General features: G+C 58.5%; 13 protein-coding genes. 1 reads left to right on the top strand and 12 read right to left on the bottom strand.

Annotated features, from left to right (window positions below; genetic code table 11):
• Positions 1-31: 31 nt before the first annotated feature.
• The 3 genes from arsB to pmbA all read right to left on the bottom strand — a co-directional run bounded on the left by arsB (position 32) and on the right by pmbA (position 2,926).
• Positions 32-1,066, bottom strand: coding sequence for an ACR3 family arsenite efflux transporter (gene arsB, locus K0H81_RS02175; protein WP_220059734.1), 1,035 nt, complete (start codon positions 1,064-1,066; stop codon positions 32-34).
• Between the two features lie 3 nt (positions 1,067-1,069).
• On the bottom strand, positions 1,070-1,417 hold the full coding sequence (locus K0H81_RS02170) for a metalloregulator ArsR/SmtB family transcription factor (protein WP_220059733.1): 348 nt from the start codon (positions 1,415-1,417) through the stop codon (positions 1,070-1,072).
• Positions 1,418-1,585: 168 nt separating this feature from the next.
• Positions 1,586-2,926 (bottom strand): metalloprotease PmbA, encoded by a 1,341-nt coding sequence (gene pmbA / locus K0H81_RS02165; protein WP_220059732.1) that lies wholly within the window; start codon positions 2,924-2,926, stop codon positions 1,586-1,588.
• A gap of 149 nt (positions 2,927-3,075) precedes the next feature.
• Between pmbA and yjgA the strand changes: the two genes are divergently transcribed.
• Positions 3,076-3,615 (top strand): ribosome biogenesis factor YjgA, encoded by a 540-nt coding sequence (gene yjgA / locus K0H81_RS02160; protein ID WP_220045195.1) that lies wholly within the window; start codon positions 3,076-3,078, stop codon positions 3,613-3,615.
• Positions 3,616-3,657: 42 nt separating this feature from the next.
• Here the strand turns inward: yjgA and K0H81_RS02155 are convergent, their stop codons facing one another.
• From K0H81_RS02155 to K0H81_RS02115, 9 genes are all read right to left on the bottom strand, one after another.
• Positions 3,658-4,803 (bottom strand): ABC transporter permease, encoded by a 1,146-nt coding sequence (locus K0H81_RS02155; RefSeq protein ID WP_220059731.1) that lies wholly within the window; start codon positions 4,801-4,803, stop codon positions 3,658-3,660.
• Positions 4,800-5,972 carry an ABC transporter permease gene (locus K0H81_RS02150; RefSeq protein WP_220059730.1) on the bottom strand — a complete coding sequence of 391 codons (1,173 nt, stop codon included), beginning with the start codon at positions 5,970-5,972 and terminating at the stop codon, positions 4,800-4,802. The genes K0H81_RS02155 and K0H81_RS02150 overlap by 4 nt, the downstream gene beginning before the upstream one ends.
• A 12-nt stretch (positions 5,973-5,984) precedes the next feature.
• Positions 5,985-6,956, bottom strand: coding sequence for an HlyD family secretion protein (locus K0H81_RS02145; RefSeq protein WP_220059729.1), 972 nt, complete (start codon positions 6,954-6,956; stop codon positions 5,985-5,987).
• Entirely contained in the window at positions 6,946-8,349 is a 1,404-nt protein-coding gene (locus tag K0H81_RS02140) for a TolC family protein (RefSeq protein ID WP_220059728.1), read from the bottom strand. Before K0H81_RS02140 ends, K0H81_RS02145 begins: the two co-directional genes overlap by 11 nt.
• 204 nt (positions 8,350-8,553) lie before the next feature.
• Entirely contained in the window at positions 8,554-10,002 is a 1,449-nt protein-coding gene (tldD, locus tag K0H81_RS02135) for a metalloprotease TldD (protein WP_220059727.1), read from the bottom strand.
• A 38-nt stretch (positions 10,003-10,040) separates the two neighbouring features.
• Positions 10,041-10,871 carry a carbon-nitrogen hydrolase family protein gene (locus K0H81_RS02130; RefSeq protein ID WP_220059726.1) on the bottom strand — a complete coding sequence of 277 codons (831 nt, stop codon included), beginning with the start codon at positions 10,869-10,871 and terminating at the stop codon, positions 10,041-10,043.
• Positions 10,795-15,114 (bottom strand): YhdP family protein, encoded by a 4,320-nt coding sequence (locus K0H81_RS02125; RefSeq protein WP_220059725.1) that lies wholly within the window; start codon positions 15,112-15,114, stop codon positions 10,795-10,797. The genes K0H81_RS02130 and K0H81_RS02125 overlap by 77 nt, the downstream gene beginning before the upstream one ends.
• Positions 15,114-16,616 carry a ribonuclease G gene (gene rng / locus K0H81_RS02120; protein ID WP_011864213.1) on the bottom strand — a complete coding sequence of 501 codons (1,503 nt, stop codon included), beginning with the start codon at positions 16,614-16,616 and terminating at the stop codon, positions 15,114-15,116. The genes K0H81_RS02125 and rng overlap by 1 nt, the downstream gene beginning before the upstream one ends.
• 97 nt (positions 16,617-16,713) lie before the next feature.
• Positions 16,714-17,301 carry a Maf family protein gene (locus K0H81_RS02115; protein WP_286670489.1) on the bottom strand — a complete coding sequence of 196 codons (588 nt, stop codon included), beginning with the start codon at positions 17,299-17,301 and terminating at the stop codon, positions 16,714-16,716.
• Between the last annotated feature and the right edge of the window lies 1 nt (position 17,302).

Below are 17,302 nucleotides of genomic sequence, written 5' to 3'. Positions count from 1 at the left end.
TCGTCCTATTCGTTAGATTCGCGTTAATCGCCTAGGCCTTGCCCAGACCGCGCAGGTAATTGGTTTTATCCCGATTGACGAAGGCCACCAGGGAGAGCATCACAGGCACCTCCACCAGCACCCCCACCACAGTAGCCAGGGCTGCCCCCGAGTGCAGACCAAACAGGGAGATGGCCACGGCCACCGCCAGTTCGAAGAAATTAGAGGTGGCTATCATGCAGGCGGGCGCCGCCACATCCTGCTCTAGCCTCATCCGCTTGGCCGCCAGATAGGCAATGAAGAAGATGCCGTAGGTCTGCAGCAGCAAGGGGATGGCGATCAGCAAGATGTTTTGTGGCTGAGCCAATATGGTATTGGCCTGCAGGCCAAACAGCAGCACAACTGTGGCCAGCAGGCCCAGGATAGACCAGGGCTTGAGGCGGGCGACGAAGGCCTCGACACCCGAGGCATGCCCCTTTTTATTCAATACGTTGCGCGTCACAATACCCGCCACTAGGGGCAGTACCACGTAGAGCACCACAGAGATCAGCAGGGTCTGCCAGGGCACCTGAATATCACTCACCCCAAGCAGGAAGGCGCAGATGGGGGCGAAGGCGAACACCATGATGATGTCGTTCACCGACACCTGCACTAGTGTGTAGTTAGGATTGCCCTTGGTGAGCTGACTCCAGACAAACACCATGGCGGTACAGGGCGCGACGCCCAGTAAGATCATGCCGGCGATATACTCGCTGGCGGTTTGGGGATCGACCCAGGAGGCAAACAGCACACGAAAGAAAAGCCAGCCCAGCAGCGCCATGGTAAAAGGCTTAATCAGCCAGTTCACCACCAAGGTCAGCAGCAGCCCCTTGGGACGCTTGCCCACATCCTTTACCGCAGAGAAGTCGATCTGCACCATCATGGGATAGATCATCACCCAAATAAGCACAGCGATCAGCAGATTGACGCTGGCGTACTCGAACGAGGCGATCAGGGCAAACTGCTCCGGCAGCAGATAACCCAGGCCGACGCCGGCGACTATGGCCAGCCCCACCCAGACACTCAGATAACGCTCAAATAATCCCATGGTTTATCCCTTACAACAGACTTGCACCCGCTCGGGGCGCTGACCCATCTCGGCCAACCTGGCCTGAGCCTGACTCAATAGCTGAGGGTTACCCGCCAGCGTCTTTTGGATCACCTCGCCCGTCCATTCGGGCAGCTCAGGGTTGATGCGGTAGAACACCCACTGGCCCTGGCGGCGATCGCTCAGCAGCTCGGCCTTGCGTAGCTGTGCTAGATGACGCGAGACCTTGGGCTGACTCTCGTCCAGCGCCACCATCAACTCGCACACACACAGCTCGCCCTCGGCTTGGATCAGCAGCAGGCTCAGCAGACGGGTCTCATCGGAAAGGGCTTTAAAGATTGCAACAGCCATCAGTGCTTCCTCAAACAAACATATGGCTAAGCATATATATGGATTTCCATATATACAAGTCGTGATGACCATAATTTTGCCCTGGCAGACTAGTTTAAAGCACAAAAAAGCGAGCCATCAGGCTCGCTTTAAGGTCGCTAAAAATCTCAGGCTAATCAGGCCCTAGGATTAGTTACCGGCAATCTTCATCTCGTCAAGCAGAATAGCGCCGGTGCGGATAGAGGAGCGAAGATCCTGCTCCTTACCCACGGCAACCATATTGCGGTACATCTCCTTGAGATTACCGGCTATGGTGATCTCTTCCACCGGATAGAGGATCTCGCCATTCTCCACATAGAAACCGGCGGCGCCGCGAGAATAGTCGCCGGTCACGCCATTCACACCCTGACCCATCACCTCGGTGACGATAAGGCCTGTGCCCATCTGTTTCACCAGCTCATCGAAGGTCTGTCCTGTATGGGACAGCGTCCAGTTGTAGATGCCACCGGCATGGCCTGTGTTAGTCAGCCCTAACTTGCGCGCCGAATAGCTGGTCAGCAGGTAAGTCGAGAGTACGCCGCTGTCGATGATGTTGCGATCTATGGTTGCCACCCCTTCGCTGTCATACCAGGCACTGGCCAGCGCGCCCTTGAGGTGCGGCTGCTCGGCGATGGTGAACCACTCGGGGAAGATCTGGGTGTCTATGGCATCGAGCAAAAAGCTCGACTTGCGATACAGGCTACTGCCGCTGATGGCGCCTACCAGATGCCCCATGAGGCCAGTGGCCACATCGGGGGCGAACAGAATCGGCAGCTTAGTGGTGGCAATCTTACGCGCGCCAAGACGACTCAGTGTCTTCTTGGCTGCCTGCTGGCCCACGGCCTCTGGCGTCCACAGATCATCGAAGCGGCGGGCGACGGTATAGTCATAGTCACGCTGCATATGGCCATCTTGCTCGCCGATCACCACACAGCTCAGGCTGTAGCGTGAGCTGACGTAACCGTTGAGGAAGCCATGGCTGTTACCATACACCTTGGCACCCGTATGGGCGTTGGCGCTGGCACCGTCGGAGTTTTTAATGCGGGCATCGGCATCCAGGGCCGCAGTTTCGGCGCGGGCCGCCAGGGCTTCGAGCTCGGCGGGCGTGGTATCGTGGGGATAGTAGAGCTTGAGATCTTCGATCTGCTTAGCCATCAGCTCGGCATCGGCCAGGCCATTAAATGGGTCTTCCGAAGTAAAGCGGGCGATATCGTCGGCGGCCTTCACGGCACGGCGAATCGCCTCTGGGCTCAGATCTGAGGTCGACGAGCTACCCTTGCAGCCATCTCGAAACAAGGTGATCCCCAATGCACCATCTTTATTAAACTCAACGGTCTCCACCTCTTTCAAGCGCGTCGAGACAGAGAGTCCCTGCTGCTTGCTGATGGCCACTTCGGCCCCCGAGGTGCCCAACTTGGCGGCATATTCCAATGCCATAGACACGGCGTCTTTCAATGAATTCAATTCGGTTTCGATGCTTGGAGAAGCCACAGATCTACTCTTTTGTTATCAATCGTGGCCGTAGCATAGCAAACCCGTCGGGCTTTCACATTAAATAACTGAGTCGTTTCGTAGGCGATATTGGCCGGAAATGTTATGATTAGGGGAGTTATGGCTTGGACCCCAGAGATTTTTTAATGATGAATATTGTTGGCGACTCAGAACACTTTAAACAGCCCTTCGATCATGACGATGATTACGTCAGCAGAGCCGATATAAAGCGCGAAATTGCCATTTACCAAGAGCTAGGTAAGAAACTGGTCTCCCTCAGCAAGAGTCAGCTGAAGAAGCTTGAGCTGGATGAGCTGCTACACGACAACATCTTGAAGGCCAAGACTATCCGTATCAACAGCGAGGCTCACCGCCGCCAGCTGCACTATGTGGGTAAACTGATGCGCAGCGTCGATATCGACGAGCTGCAGGAAAACCTGAAGAACGTGCTTAACCAGAACCGCAACGAAAGCTCTAAGCAGAACGTCGCCGAGAAGCAGAAAGATCATCTGCTGACAGGCGGTGATGAGGCGATTCAGGCCCTGCTCGAGCAGCATCCCGGCCTCGAGCGCCAGAAGCTACGCCAGCTGGTGAGACAGGCCAACAAGGAGCTAGCTAAACAGCCTGAGGTGGCCTCTAAGTCAGCCGCCGAGCTGGTGAAGTACTTGCGCGCCGAGACCGGCGAATAGCCACCAGCCCTCGAATAAACATCGAGAGCAAACAGCCCGCCGCTAGTGCGGGCTTTTTATTGTCGCAAGTCTGAGCCGCAGCCCGAGATAGGCCAGCAGCAGATAGAAGAGCACCAGGCCCCACAGCTGCCACCATAGCGGCGCGACGCTCTGCCAGTCCGCCCCCATCTGATTAAGCTGTAACATCCCCTTGATGGTCACCACCCCGGGGATCAGCTGAGACACGGCCTGCAGCGGCGCAGGGATCAGCTCAACCGGCCAGACGAAGCCCGACACAAACAGGATGGGCATGGAGATCAGCAACAGCACCTGGGTCGGTAAATCCCGGCGCACAAACAGGCTGCTAAAGGCGATACCGGCCAGGCTAGTGGCCAGCAAGAAGGGCAGCAGAAACAGGCAGACCTGCCCCAAGTTGCCCTGTACGCCCACCTGATACCAGTAGTGGCAGTAGCCTATGTAGTAGGCGGTAAACAGGCTATAGATTAGGCCGAAGGTAGCCACCCTGGCGCTCAGCAGCTGCCCGAGCCCCACGCTGCGCCAATACCCCTGACGTTGCCACTGACCTGCGCCCAATATGCCGGTACCAATCAGCAGGGTCTGATGCAACACCAACAGGAGCACGCCGGGCACTACGTAGGAGGTATAGCCCAGGCTGGGGTTGAAGGCTGGAACACTGTTAAGGTGGATTGGATCCAGCTCAAACTGAACCTGCTTGGCCGCCTCACCTCTGGCCAGCAGGCCCTGGAACTGAATATATTTCCCTGCGTCTATCCCCACAGACACTAGGCCCTCGAGGATCGCCGAGTAGACCAGAAAATAGTTGGCATCGCCGCCGTAGGCCAGGGTGACGCCACGCTGGCGCAGCAGATCCCGCCGAAACCCGTCGGGGATCACCAGATAACCATGGGCCTGCCCTGAGTTAACGGCGGCCTGGGCCTGGGTCAGGTCATTCAACTGAGCCACCACCTCCAGCTTAGGGCTGGCCTGGGCATGGCGGATCACCAGGCGGCTCAGGCTGGAGTGGTCGCCATCGACCACCACTATCTGCTGCCGGGTCGGCACCTCGTTAAGATAGGGTAAAGGATAGAGTACCGAATAGAAGATCACCCCGCCAAACAGGGTGATGGCGATCGCCTTGTCGGTAACGATAGCCTTAAGCTCTTCAAACATCAGGGCAAAAAAGTTCATCCCTGCCCCTCCGTTATCTGCGCCTGGCCCAGCTGCTCGCCAGTCTGTTCCCGGCGCATCTTAGCCAACATCAAGGCGATCAGCGGCAGCAACAGCAGGAAACCCCAGTAGCTCGACAGCTGGGAGACTAATGCCTGAGTCTCCTGACCATAGGCGATGACGCCGATATGGGTATCGACATAGTGGCTCGAGGGCATGATCTGTCGCCACCACTGCGCCAGAAGCGGCATCTCGTGGGTGGGGAAGGTCACCCCCATGAAGGCGAAGGACGGCGCAAACAAGGCGGTGCAGAAGCTGATCACCCGGGCCGAGTCTTGCAGCAGGGCGAAGATGGTCAGCACGATAAGCCACACCGCCAGGAGCATCACCAACTGGGCGAGGAGCAGCTGACCCAGGCCGCCAAGCATCGGCAATCCCAGATAGCCATAGAGCCAGGCGTAGACAAGCCCCAGCTGCAACATCAGCAGTGGGGTATAGACCAAGACCTTACTCAGCAGCACCCGGTAGGTCCCCAGGCTAAACCACTCGGCCAGGGTCTCACGCCTCAGCTCCTCGGTAAGGGCATTGGCAAACACCAGCATGGCCACTATCTGCACCAGGGCGATCAATATTGGCGGCACCAGGAAGGCCACATAGTTGTTATTGGCGTTATAGAGTGCACTGCTCTGGGTCTTTATCAGATTCAGGTTGATCTCCGCCTGCACCGGCGGTACGCCAGATGCCAGCAGCTTCAGCCGCGCCTTCTGTTTGAGGCCATCGGCCAGGCTGAGCTGGAGCTGGCTGGAGAGCAGCTTGCCCACCAGCAGAAACTGGGCGTTGTAGCGAATATCGATATTGGGCTGATGCCCTATCATCAGGTCCTGATTCAGCTTGAAAGGAAGCACCACCATGGCATAGGCCTCGGCCCTCTCCATGGCGGCCTGTGCCTGACCGATATCCTGATAGCTCACAGGGCTGATCACCGAGTTGGCACTCAGCTGACGCACCAGCATGCGGCTCAGCTGGCTCTGATCCTGATCCACCACGGCCACAGGCAGGGCGCGAGGTAGCCCGGCGCTAAACAGCCACCAGAGGGCGAGCGTGCCCAGCAAGGGCAGATAGCTGACCAGGGCGAGCTGCCAGGGCGACTGCCACAGCCGCCTGAGTTCCCGCGTGATGAGTTGCCCCATGGACGCCAAGGCCTACTGTACCAACAGGCTGGTCATACCCACCCTCAGGTCGGCGATGGGGGTTACGGGTCTTAGCTCCATCTCGAAGGTGCGCATATCGAAGTCGTGGCCACTCTCGGTGGAGCGCCAGGTGGCGAAATGGCCCATGACGCTGATGTGCGCGATCTTGAAGGGGTAACGCTCGCCGAGCGCCGGGATCTCCACCTTCAGGGTATCGCCCACCTTAAAGCCCTTAAGCTGATCTTCACGCACCTGAAACACGGCCCAGGCATCCTGCATGTCGATAATGCTCACCACAGGAAAGCCGCTTGGCGCCAGCTCTCCTGGGTGCAGCAGCACCTCGCTGACCTCGCCGGACTTGGGCGAGCGCATCTGGCTGTCGGCCAAAATGGCGCTAACCTCTTTCACCGCCCCCTCGGCCATGCGGGCATTACCCTCGGCCGCGGCCTTGGTCTCTTCACGGGCGCCCTCTTCGGCCATCTGATACATGGCATAGGCCGCCTGCTGGGTGTACTTGGCCGCCTGCCACTGAGTAAAGGCCTCGTCGCGTTTCTGACGGGCCAGCACCCCTTCGCTAAACAGGGCTTCTACCCTCTGATAGGTGGTCTCGGCCAGGGTTGCCGCCGCCTTCGCCTTTAGCCATTGCTCCTTAGAAGCCGCTACCTGCTGCTTACGGGCGCCGTTATCCGCCTCCTGTTGCAACGCCTTAGCGGCGTCGCGGCCCCCTTGGGCCTGCATCAGCTTGGCATTGAGCTCAGGGCTGTCGATGGCAAACAGGAGATCGCCTTCGGCCACCTGGTCGCCACGGCGCACCATGACCTGCGCCACGCGCCCTGGCACCTTAGAGGAGATGTTGTACTCTCTGGCCTCTATCTGCCCCTGCAGTCGCTCGGCCTTGGGCGTATGGGCAAGCATCAGGCCGTAGGCCAGGATGGCCACTAAGGCGATTAGGGCGACAATGGCTAGGATTCTGTTAGTGCGCATCAGCTCTCTCCTGGGCGGTGCGTGAACGACCGATAAATTCATCTAACTGACCACTGATGGCCATCAATCTGGCGTAGGCCTGTACATAGCGGTACTGGGCCGCCAGCTGCTGGGTCTGCACGCCGCTCAGCTTAAGCTCGGCGTCCACCTTCTCGATAGAGGTCGACAGCCCCTGGCTGAAGGCGAGATCCCTTAGGCGTTTGTTTTCTTTGGCAAGCGACAGCGACAGGTCGAGTGACTCTGTCTCCTCCCTGGCCTGCTGCAGCTGGCGATAGCTCTGATCCAGCAGCAGGCTGAGATCCTGCTGGGTCTGTGCCTTGGTGTAGCGCGCCTGCAACAGGGCGCTGCGGGCGGCCTCGACCTTGCCACTACGACCATCGCGGCTGATAAGCGGGATCTTCACCCCGACGCCGACCATCCAGTCGGGCTCCATCTTGGCCAGCAGGCTATCGTCTTCATATAGTGTGTAGTTACCGTAGAGAAAGACGCTAGGGTAATAACTGCCCTTCTCCACATCAATAAGGCCGTTGGCCTGGGTCTCCTTGGCCTCCAACAGCTTGAGCGCCGGATGGCTAGTCAGGGTCAGCTGACTGAGCTGCCCGAGGGAGGGCGGGTTATCGAGCAGAAATAGCTTAGAGGCGGTATCGACATCGCTCTGATGCAGCATGCGTGATAGGGCGATCTGGCTCATCTCCAGCTGACGCTTGGCGCTGGCATAATCCACCCGGGCATTTTCCAGGGCCACTTGGGCGTTGAGTCGCTCCACCTTGGCGATCTGTCCCTGCTGCTCAAGCTTGACCGCATGCTCGGCGTGCTCGGTGAGGGCATCCACCAGCTGGCCACGGGTCGCCATCAGGGCATGGCTCACCGCCACACCATAGTATCTGTCCACCAGCTGGACGAAGAGATCCCGGGTAGACAGCTGATGCTGCTGCTCCTTCTCGGCCACCTGGGCCTCATGGATCCCCTGGGCGGCGCTGATCCGGCCGCCGGTATAGATGGGCCACATCGCCTGCAGGCTGGAGCGGAAGACATCCTGCTCGGTAAAAGGGGTGACAAACAGCGACCCCGGAATGGCGCCTAGGGCACCGCCGAGTGCCGGCGGCAAGCTGGCGGGGTCGAGACTGGCTAAGGGGTTGAGATCCCTCAGATCCAGCTCCAGGGGTTTCTCTAAACGTGTGTAGCTGCCGTTGATCGACAACGAAGGCAGGTTGAGGTCCTCGCCGGCGGCCTGCTCGGCCTGGGCACGGTTAACCTCCTGCTGGCTGGCCTGCAACTTGTCGCTGACCTGTAACAGCTGCTGCCAGGCATCGCCGAAGGCGAGTTCCTTAGCCTGGGCGGCATTCCCCGCCAGGGCTAACAGCGACAGCCAAACAATATGTGAATATCTCATCGACACCTCTAGAGCTATAACTCTATTTCCTTGGCAAATGTTAACACCCTATGGGGGCGTTGAGAAGCAAGCCTTGTTGGCAAGCCGCTTCACAAGCTGTCGACAGCCTTCCCTAAACTCTCTCTTGCAACCACTCCTGCAACTACTCTCGCAGGGCGGTACTTGCCTCTGACAGCTCTGCCAGAGGCGAGGTCGGCGACTAAATTACGCCGTGCCGCCTACCGTCAAGCGGTCGAGTTTCAAGCTAGGCTGGCCCACGCCCACGGGCACACTTTGACCATCTTTGCCACAGACACCGACGCCCTTATCGAGCGCCAGATCGTTACCCACCATGGAGATCTGCCCCATGGCCTCGGGACCATTACCTATCAGGGTCGCGCCCTTGATCGCCTGGGTGATCTCGCCCTTCTCGATGAGATAGGCTTCAGACGCCGAGAACACAAACTTGCCCGAGGTGATATCGACCTGACCGCCGCCGAAGTTAGGCGCATAGATACCCTTGTCCACCGACTTGATGATGTCGGCAGGCGAGCTGTCGCCGGCTTCCATATAGGTATTGGTCATGCGCGGCATCGGCAGATGGGCATAAGACTCGCGGCGACCATTACCGGTTGAGGCCTGGCCCATAAGACGGCCGTTGAGCTTGTCTTGCATATAACCCTTGAGGATGCCGTCCTGAATAAGCACAGTCTTCTGAGTAGGAACCCCTTCATCGTCTATGCTGAGCGAGCCGCGGCGATTTTCCAGTGTGCCATCGTCCACCACAGTTACCAGGCTTGACGCCACCTGTTGGCCGACCAGGCCGCTAAAGGCGCTGCTGCCCTTACGGTTAAAGTCGCCTTCCAGACCATGACCCACTGCCTCATGTAGCAGTACCCCGGGCCAACCCGCGCCCAGTACCACAGGCATCTCACCGGCCGGTGCATCTATGGCGGTTAGATTGACCGATGCCTGACGCACGGCTTCGCGGGCAAAGGCGAAACAGCTAGGCAGACCATCTTCGCCCGACTCGAAAAATACTTGGTAGTCATGGCGTCCACCGCCACCGCTGGCGCCACGCTCACGCTTACCTTCCTGCTCCAGCACCACACTACAGTTGAAACGTACCAGGGGACGAATATCTGCCGCCAGGGTGCCGTCGCTGGCCGCGATTAAGATCTCTTCATGCACGCCCGACAGGCTGATCACCACCTGTATGATGCGCGGATCCAGGCTGCGCACATAGGCGTCGGCCTGCTTGAGCAGCTCAATCTTCTTCACCTCTTCCATGGCAGCAATAGGGTCAGCACTCTGATACAGAGGCGTCACCTTCTGCTGTTTCCAGGCCTGAACGCGGCCGCTATTGCCCGCCGCAGAGATGCCGCGAGCCGCCTCGACCGCCGCACTCAATGCTACGGGATTGATCTCGTCGGCATAGGCGAAGCCTGTCTTCTCGCCGCTGATGGCACGCACGCCCACACCACGCTCGATATGGAAGCTGCCTTCCTTGACTATGCCATCTTCTAACACCCAAGACTCGTGGCGACTGCCCTGAAAATAGAGATCGGAAAAGTCCACCTGATGCTGATGAATGCTATTGATATAGCCTTGCAACTGATCCAGCGACAATCCGTCTTGCAAGAGGCTCTGTTCTACTTGGGTTAAAAATGGCATTAATTTTCTCTCTATGGCGCATGGAAGGCGCGATTTTATTATCTCTTTAATTTGGGTGGCTCGAAACGATTGTGCTCGACCACTGGGATGTTACGACGTATCCCCTCTATGGCCTTAAGGTCTATCTCTGCCGACAACCAGCCACAACCTTCGGGCTTGATCGCCTGCACTTCTCCCCAGGGATCTATGACGCAGGAGTGTCCCCAGGTCTCACGTTTCCCCTGGTTGTGCTCGCCCCACTGGGCCGCCGCCAACAGGAAACACTGGGTCTCTATCGCCCTGGCCTGCAGCAGGGGCAGCCAGTGCACCCGCCCGGTCACCCTGGTAAAGGCCGCAGGCAGGACGATGATCTCCGCCCCCTGTAGACGCATGGCGCGAAATAGATCGGCAAACCTGATGTCATAGCATATCGCCATCCCGACCTTACCGAAAGGCGTATCGACAACGGTTACTGCCTCACCGGGGCAAAAGGTGTCACTCTCCCGGTAAGACTTAGTGCCATCGTCCACATCCACGTCGAACAGGTGCAGTTTGTCGTAGTGACCTAGGGTCTCGCCGCTATCGTTAAACAGATAGCTGCGGCTGAACACCCGCCCCTCATCGGCCAGGATAGGAATGGTGCCCGCCACCAGATAGATACCATATTGCTTCGCCAGCGCGGCCAGGGTCTGCTTGAGTTCGCTACCAGCATCGTCCCCGGCATAGGCCAGCTGTTGACGCTCATGGCCACCAAACAGCAGGCAGCACTCTGGCAGCACCACCAGATGGGGGCGCTCGCCACCGACTAAGGCATCAAGCTGCTCGCGAATAAAGCTGAGGTTCTCCTCGACGTCGCGACCACTCTGACATTGTAATAGGCTGACCTGCATCGCTTGACTCCTTGCTCACTGGCTTTTCCTGTGACTCTTGCTGTTGCGGCGTCTCGGTTTGTTGCTCCACTGGCGCCTGCTGCCCTGTGGGCGTCTCCTTAAATTCTGGCATGGCGACGACCGCCGGCTTAGGGATCTCCACGCCCGATGGCATCACCTGCTCACCCGCCGCCTCTGCTGGCAGAGCGTCTGCCCCAGACTGCGCCGGATTCTGTTCTTGCTGCTCTTGTTTTAGTTGCGCTGGTTGTTCGCTCGCTGGCTGTTTGCTTTCTGGCAGCACGCTCTCTGGCTTAGCTTCTACGCCAGGCGCTTGTTGACGCGGCAAGACAGACTCGGGGATCTCTATCTCCTTGCTCTTACGCTCCAGCTCCTCCAGCTTAGGCTCAGACATGGTGCCCGTCAGCCTGAAGCGGATCTCAGAGATCACCTCGATCACCGGCTCCAACACCTTGGTCAGGGCGAAGGCGCCCAGGCCCAGGGTCCAACCGCCGGTACTGAGCAGCACCACGGTCGGCACGCTTGAGGCCAGTTGCGGCACGAAGCGTATGTCGTAGTTGAGGCTCTCTGTGGTGAGGTCGGTATAGCCCCGCACCCTCATGTTACCGGCCACCGCATCCATCTCGGAGTCTGTTGTCTTGACCACACCGTTATCCAGCTTAAGGGTGCCGGTAAAGGCGTTAAAGTAAAGCCCCTTGCCGAAGACATCGGAGAAATCCAGCGACAGCTTACGCAGCAAGGAATCCAGGCTGAACAGGGAGAAGATGCGCGCCCCCTTGTCACTCACCTCAGACAGGTGGCCCTTGCCCAGCTTGTAACTGATCTGGCCGTTGAGGGTCTCCAGCGAGAAGGCATAGGGCGCCCCCTGCCAAGACAGCTCGGCCTGCAGATCCAGCGGCGCCTCCTTGAGGCCGGGGTCTATGCCCAGACGCTCTGAGACCTCATCGAACTGCTTGGCCTTAAGATCCACCTGAAACTCGGTCAGGTTCTGCCCCTCACTGTTGGACCAGGCGCCCTTACCCTTGAGGGTGATCCCCGGGGTCGTGATGGCGATAGTCTGGATCTGATAGTCGCCATTCTTGGGCGTCGCCTGCAACACCAGGTGGCCCAGCGGCTTACCATAGACGCTAAACTGATCCACATCCACCGCCAACGGCGGCAGTATGCTGAGCACCTCATTGCTGGCAACCTCAGAGGCTTCGCCCTCCTTGCTCTCAGGTGCAAAATTAAATCGGCTCGCCACCAGCTTTAAGCCCTGGGTCGACCAGTCTGGATAGAAGTCCACCCGGCCGCTAAATTCGTTGGCGTTGCCCTTGAAGCGCCAGCCATGTTCTGTGGGACGCGCCTCCAGGTTCAGCTCGGTCAGCGGCTGCCCATAGAGGTTCAACTGGCGTACCTGACCGTCGACCGCAATCAGCGGCGGGAAGAAGCTGCTCTTCTTAGGCTCGGTATCAGCCTGTACCAGCGGAGTCTCCGGCGCCTGCTCCGCTAAGGCTTCCCGCATGGCCATGTCCAGTGAGGATTCCAGTGCGGCATCGCCCATGAATCCCTTGATGATGGGCAGCCAGGGGGCAAATTCGGTGGCAGGCATATCCAGCTGCAGATGGCCGGCCTGACGCTTGAGTTGGTCGCCCGGCTTAAACAGGCGTCCCAGCAGCAGGTCGAAGTGCGCCAAATGGTCGCCCGACTCCTCGTCGAATCCCCCCCAGAACTCCATCTGATCCCCAAGCTTGGCCCCTAACGAGGCCTGCTTGTTATCACCGATCAGCTCGAAGGAGAGGGCTCGCGGGCTGTCGGCCGTCTTGGCAAACTTACCCGGCAGGCTCAGCTCGACGCCCTGCATGTCACTCTTCACCTGGGCCTGAATACGATAACCCAGTTCATCGAAGATCAGCGTCATGGCGCCCTGCCAATCCAGCTCACCGCTATAGTAATCCTTGAGCGGGTTGTCCAACATCGCCGGCAGCGAGGCCAGCGCCCACTGCCCCTGCATATCCAGATTCAGGCCATAGTGCTTGTTGGTCTTGCCTGTGTCGAAGGTGAAACTCACGGGTTGCTCGAACAGACGCGCCTGTATCTTCTCACCTGTGACCACCTCGTTGGCAAAGTAGACCTCGCCGGTCACCCCATCTAGCTGTACCCCCGGCTCGCTGATATAGACAGGGGTATTGTCGAACTTCACCTGTCCCAGTATCGCCTCTTTGCCACCATGATAGAGGGGGATGCTGAGATCCAGCTTGCCCGAAACCTCACCCTGCACCTGCACCACCTCTAGCGTGGCCCCGACCGTATCGGCCAGGGGGGAGCGTTGCAGCACCTGTTTGGCGGCCTCGCCCTGAGTGCGCAGATCCGCCTTCACCGTCAGCAGCGTCTGATGGCTCATGCGCGGGATGGCAACATGGGCGCCGTCGGCCGGCACCTGCATCAACATCCCCTTGTTCACCCAGATATCCATGGCCGCGTTTTCAAACAGAGCATTTAGGCTCAGGTCGGTCACCTCGGGCCAATCGGGCTGAAACCTGTAGCGGGCCTGATTCAATGAGAAACCGGCCTGGAATACACCGCTGTTATCATCGTAAGGGAAATGCTTCAGCGGGCCGTTCCACACCACCTTGGCGTCCTGGCTCTGCCCCGCCTTGATGGCGCCACTGAGGTAATCGACCAGAGATTCGGACATGGCATGCTTAGGGAAATAGTACTTGGCCCTGGCGGCGTTCTTCACCTGCACATCGGCCAGCAGGTTGAGGCTGGCCTCACCGGCAAAGCCCAGCTTCATGGCCGCATCGAGATCCAGGTCGGCATTATAAAAATGCAGCTTAGGGGCGATCAGCGCCGCCTCGCCCAGGGCATATTTCACCGTGAAGGCGTCACCCGCGAGGGACAATGCTTCTTCGAAGCCGCCGTTAAAATCCAAGTGATACTGCTGCTCAGGCGCAGACAGATAGAGGTCGCTGCCCTGCTTGCCGAGCATAAGGTCGATCGGCTCAGCCCCTGGGATGGCGCCGCTGCCTTGCCAGGCAATCTGCTTGAGCTGCGCCGACAGGGCAAAGCCCTGCTGCGCACCGTAACCCAGCTTGAGCTGCTCTATGCTGCCCTTGGGATCCATCGACTGCCACAGGTAGAGGCCATCGAGCTCCATGCCGGGCACCAGGGGCAACAGAGGCAACAAGACCTCGGCATCGAGTTGATTGATACTGGCCATCAGCCGATCGTCACGCTTGCGCGCGCCGATATGCAGCGCCGGCCAGGCCTGACCATTGGTGACGAAGGCTAGGTCTGAGCTGGTCAGTTGCCAGCCAGAGACCTGCGGCTGCCAGTTAAGCTGGCCAGCCTTAATTTCAAATTTTTGCTGCTCACCCTTGAGCTGCCACTGTAGCCAGCTCGGCTCGAAGGCGACCGTCGCCGCGGTAAAGGCGCGGTTAGAGAACTCGGCCCAGGCCTGCAGGTTCACCACCCCCTCGAGCGGCAGCTTCTTGCCCGAGGCATAAGGATTTTCCTGGCGCGATGCCCACTCACCAAGATCCAGCGAGTTAGCCGCCAGATAGAGCTGACCGGTCAAGGACTCTGGGCTATGGCCATCGCCACGAATATCGACGGCGAGAGAAAGACGCTCGACCTCAGAGGCCTGCTCGTCGAGGAACAGCGCGCCCTCGGCTCTGTGGCGACCCGCCAGATTGCGCCAGCGCAGATCCCTGATATGGATAGGTCGGTATTTGTGAGAGCTGCTGATCAGCTGCATGGTCACATCTGTGATGGCAAAGCGGTCGAACTGCTCCAGCATCAGTGCATAGAGCCAATCGGTATTTTGCTCTGCCACTGGCGCATCGCTGCTCTGCTGACCGTTACCGGCTTGACTGATACGGTCGAGATCCAGGGCAATCTTGACCCCCTCGAAGATCACATTCTCTATCTGGGGCGACGCCGAGACCAGGCTGTCCCAGAAATCCAACTTGAGGTGGACATTGTCTATGATGAAGGTGACCGGCAGGTTTTCCTGCACCGGCAAGACCAGATTCTTGATGGTCACCGCAGGGCCGAACGCCTGCCACTCGGCGGTAAGCTCGCTGACCTCGACCTTGACCTGATACTGCTCATAGATATAACTCACCAGCTCCTGACGGACCTGATCCAGCTTAGGTAGCAGGCCTCTGAACAGGCTGACGCTCAAGGCGAAAAGCACCACTATGATGGCGATCATCTGCCAGCATAGGCGGCCGAAGGTGCGGGGACAGAATGGGCGTGACACTACATTATCACCACATCGAATTTGTTTTGCGCATACATGGGCTCGTTTTGTAGGCGAACATGCTTGCCGATATAGGCGCCGAGTTCAGCCACCAGATGGCTCTCTTCGCCGGTGAGGCTGTTGTAGACAGTCGGGGCACAGTAGACCAGGAACTCGTCGGCATCATAGCCGCGATTAAGGCGGATGATCTCGCGGAAGATCTCGTAAGAAACCGTCTCGACCGTCTTCAGGCTACCTGTGCCGAAACAGGCCGGACACTCGCCGCACAGCACATGCTCCAGGCTCTCGCGGGTGCGCTTACGGGTCATCTCCACCAGGCCGAGCCCCGAGAAGCCGCTGACATTGGTCTTCACCCTATCGTTGGCCAGTGCCGCCTCCAGGGTGCTGAGCACACGCTTCTTATGATCTTCGTTCAGCATGTCGATGAAATCGATAATGATGATCCCACCCAGATTACGCAGGCGCAGTTGGCGGGCGATGGCGTGAGTTGCCTCCAGGTTGGTGTTGAATATGGTCTCTTCTAGGTTGCGATGGCCGACGAAGGCGCCTGTGTTGATATCCACAGTCGTCATGGCCTCGGTCTGATCTATGATCAGGTAACCGCCTGACTTGAGCTCCACCTTGCGTCCCAGGGCGCGCTGCACCTCGTTCTCCACGTCATAGAGATCGAAGATGGGCACCCGGCCGGAATAGTGTTCTATCTTGTCGGCGATCTCGGGCATAAACTCTTGGGTAAACTGCAGCAGCTCCTCATAGGTCTGCCCGGAATCCACCTGGATCTGATCCAGCTCGGTGCCGACGAAGTCGCGCACGATACGCACAGGCAGGGCGAGATCTTGATAGAGCAGAGAGACGCCTGGACGCTTGCGACGCTCGCAAACCTTGGCCCAGACCCGGCGTAGGAAGGCCGCGTCTTGGATCAGCTCCTGCTCACCGGCATTCTCGGCGGCGGTGCGAATAATGAAACCACCATCTTCATCCACAAAGGGCTCGGTCAGTCCCTTGAGACGGGCACGTACCTCTTCAGACTCGATGCGCTGCGATACGCCCACGTGGCTGGAGCCCGGCATGAACACCAGATATCGTGAGGGCAAGGTGATATCTGTGGTGAGGCGCGCGCCCTTGGTGCCCAGGGGATCTTTTACCACCTGCACCATGATGTCCTGGCCTTGGCGCACCAACTCGGCGATGTCACGTACCACGAAGTTGCCCTTCTCGACGTCGGCGACACACTCGGTATGGGGCACAATATCCGAGGCATGGAGGAAGGCGGCCTTGTCCAAGCCGATATCCACGAAGGCGGCCTGCATGCCAGGCAATACCCGGCTGACCTTGCCCTTGTAGATGTTGCCCACCAGGCCACGCTTCATGCGGCGCTCGATATGCACCTCTTGCAAGATGCCATATTCCACCAGCGCCACCCGCGCCTCGGTAGGCGTCACATTGATCAATAGCTCAGAACCTATCTTCTTCTGTACTCTGTTTTTGACTATGTGACTCATGTTTACTCACTCAAATATGATTAATGCATTAACGGCCTAAGGACCGTTAATTTTAGAACAACTTAGACCTAAATGGCTCAATCTATTGGGTAAAACGCTAAGCGGATAACAGCTTAATCTCGGCCAGCAGGGCGCGGGTTTCCACCAAGGGTAGTCCTACCACCGCCGAATAGCTGCCGTCGATGGCCTCGACGAAGCAGCCGCCTAAGCCCTGAATGCCATAGGCACCGGCCTTATCCATGGGCTCGCCGGTGGCGATATAGGCTAAGATATCTTGTTCAGTTAGGCCGCAAAATTGCACTTTAGTTTCAACTAATCGAGACAGGGTTCGCTCACCGTCGGTGACCGCTACCGCCGTCATCACGCTATGGCGCTTGCCCGACAGCGCGCTAAGCATCTGCCTGGCGTCCTGCTCATCCTTAGGTTTACCTAGGATTTCACCATCCAATACCACTATAGTATCTGAGCCCAGCACCACTGCATCCGATTGCCCCCACAGCGCCAATCCGGCATTGGCCTTCTCGATCGCCAGACGCACCGCGAACGCCTCGGCACTTTCCCCTGCCCTATGGCTCTCGTCGATGTCGGCGGATAGCGCCTCGAAAGCAAAGCCGGGGTCGCCAAGACCCACTTGAGCCAACAGCTCGCGACGACGAGGAGAGGAAGAGGCTAATACCAGTTGCATC

Origin of the sequence: Shewanella halotolerans (genome assembly GCF_019457535.1) — a bacterium.
GTDB lineage: Bacteria > Pseudomonadota > Gammaproteobacteria > Enterobacterales > Shewanellaceae > Shewanella > Shewanella halotolerans.
Note: the sequence above shows the minus strand (reverse complement) of the source record. Positions and strands in the feature narration are given on the sequence as shown.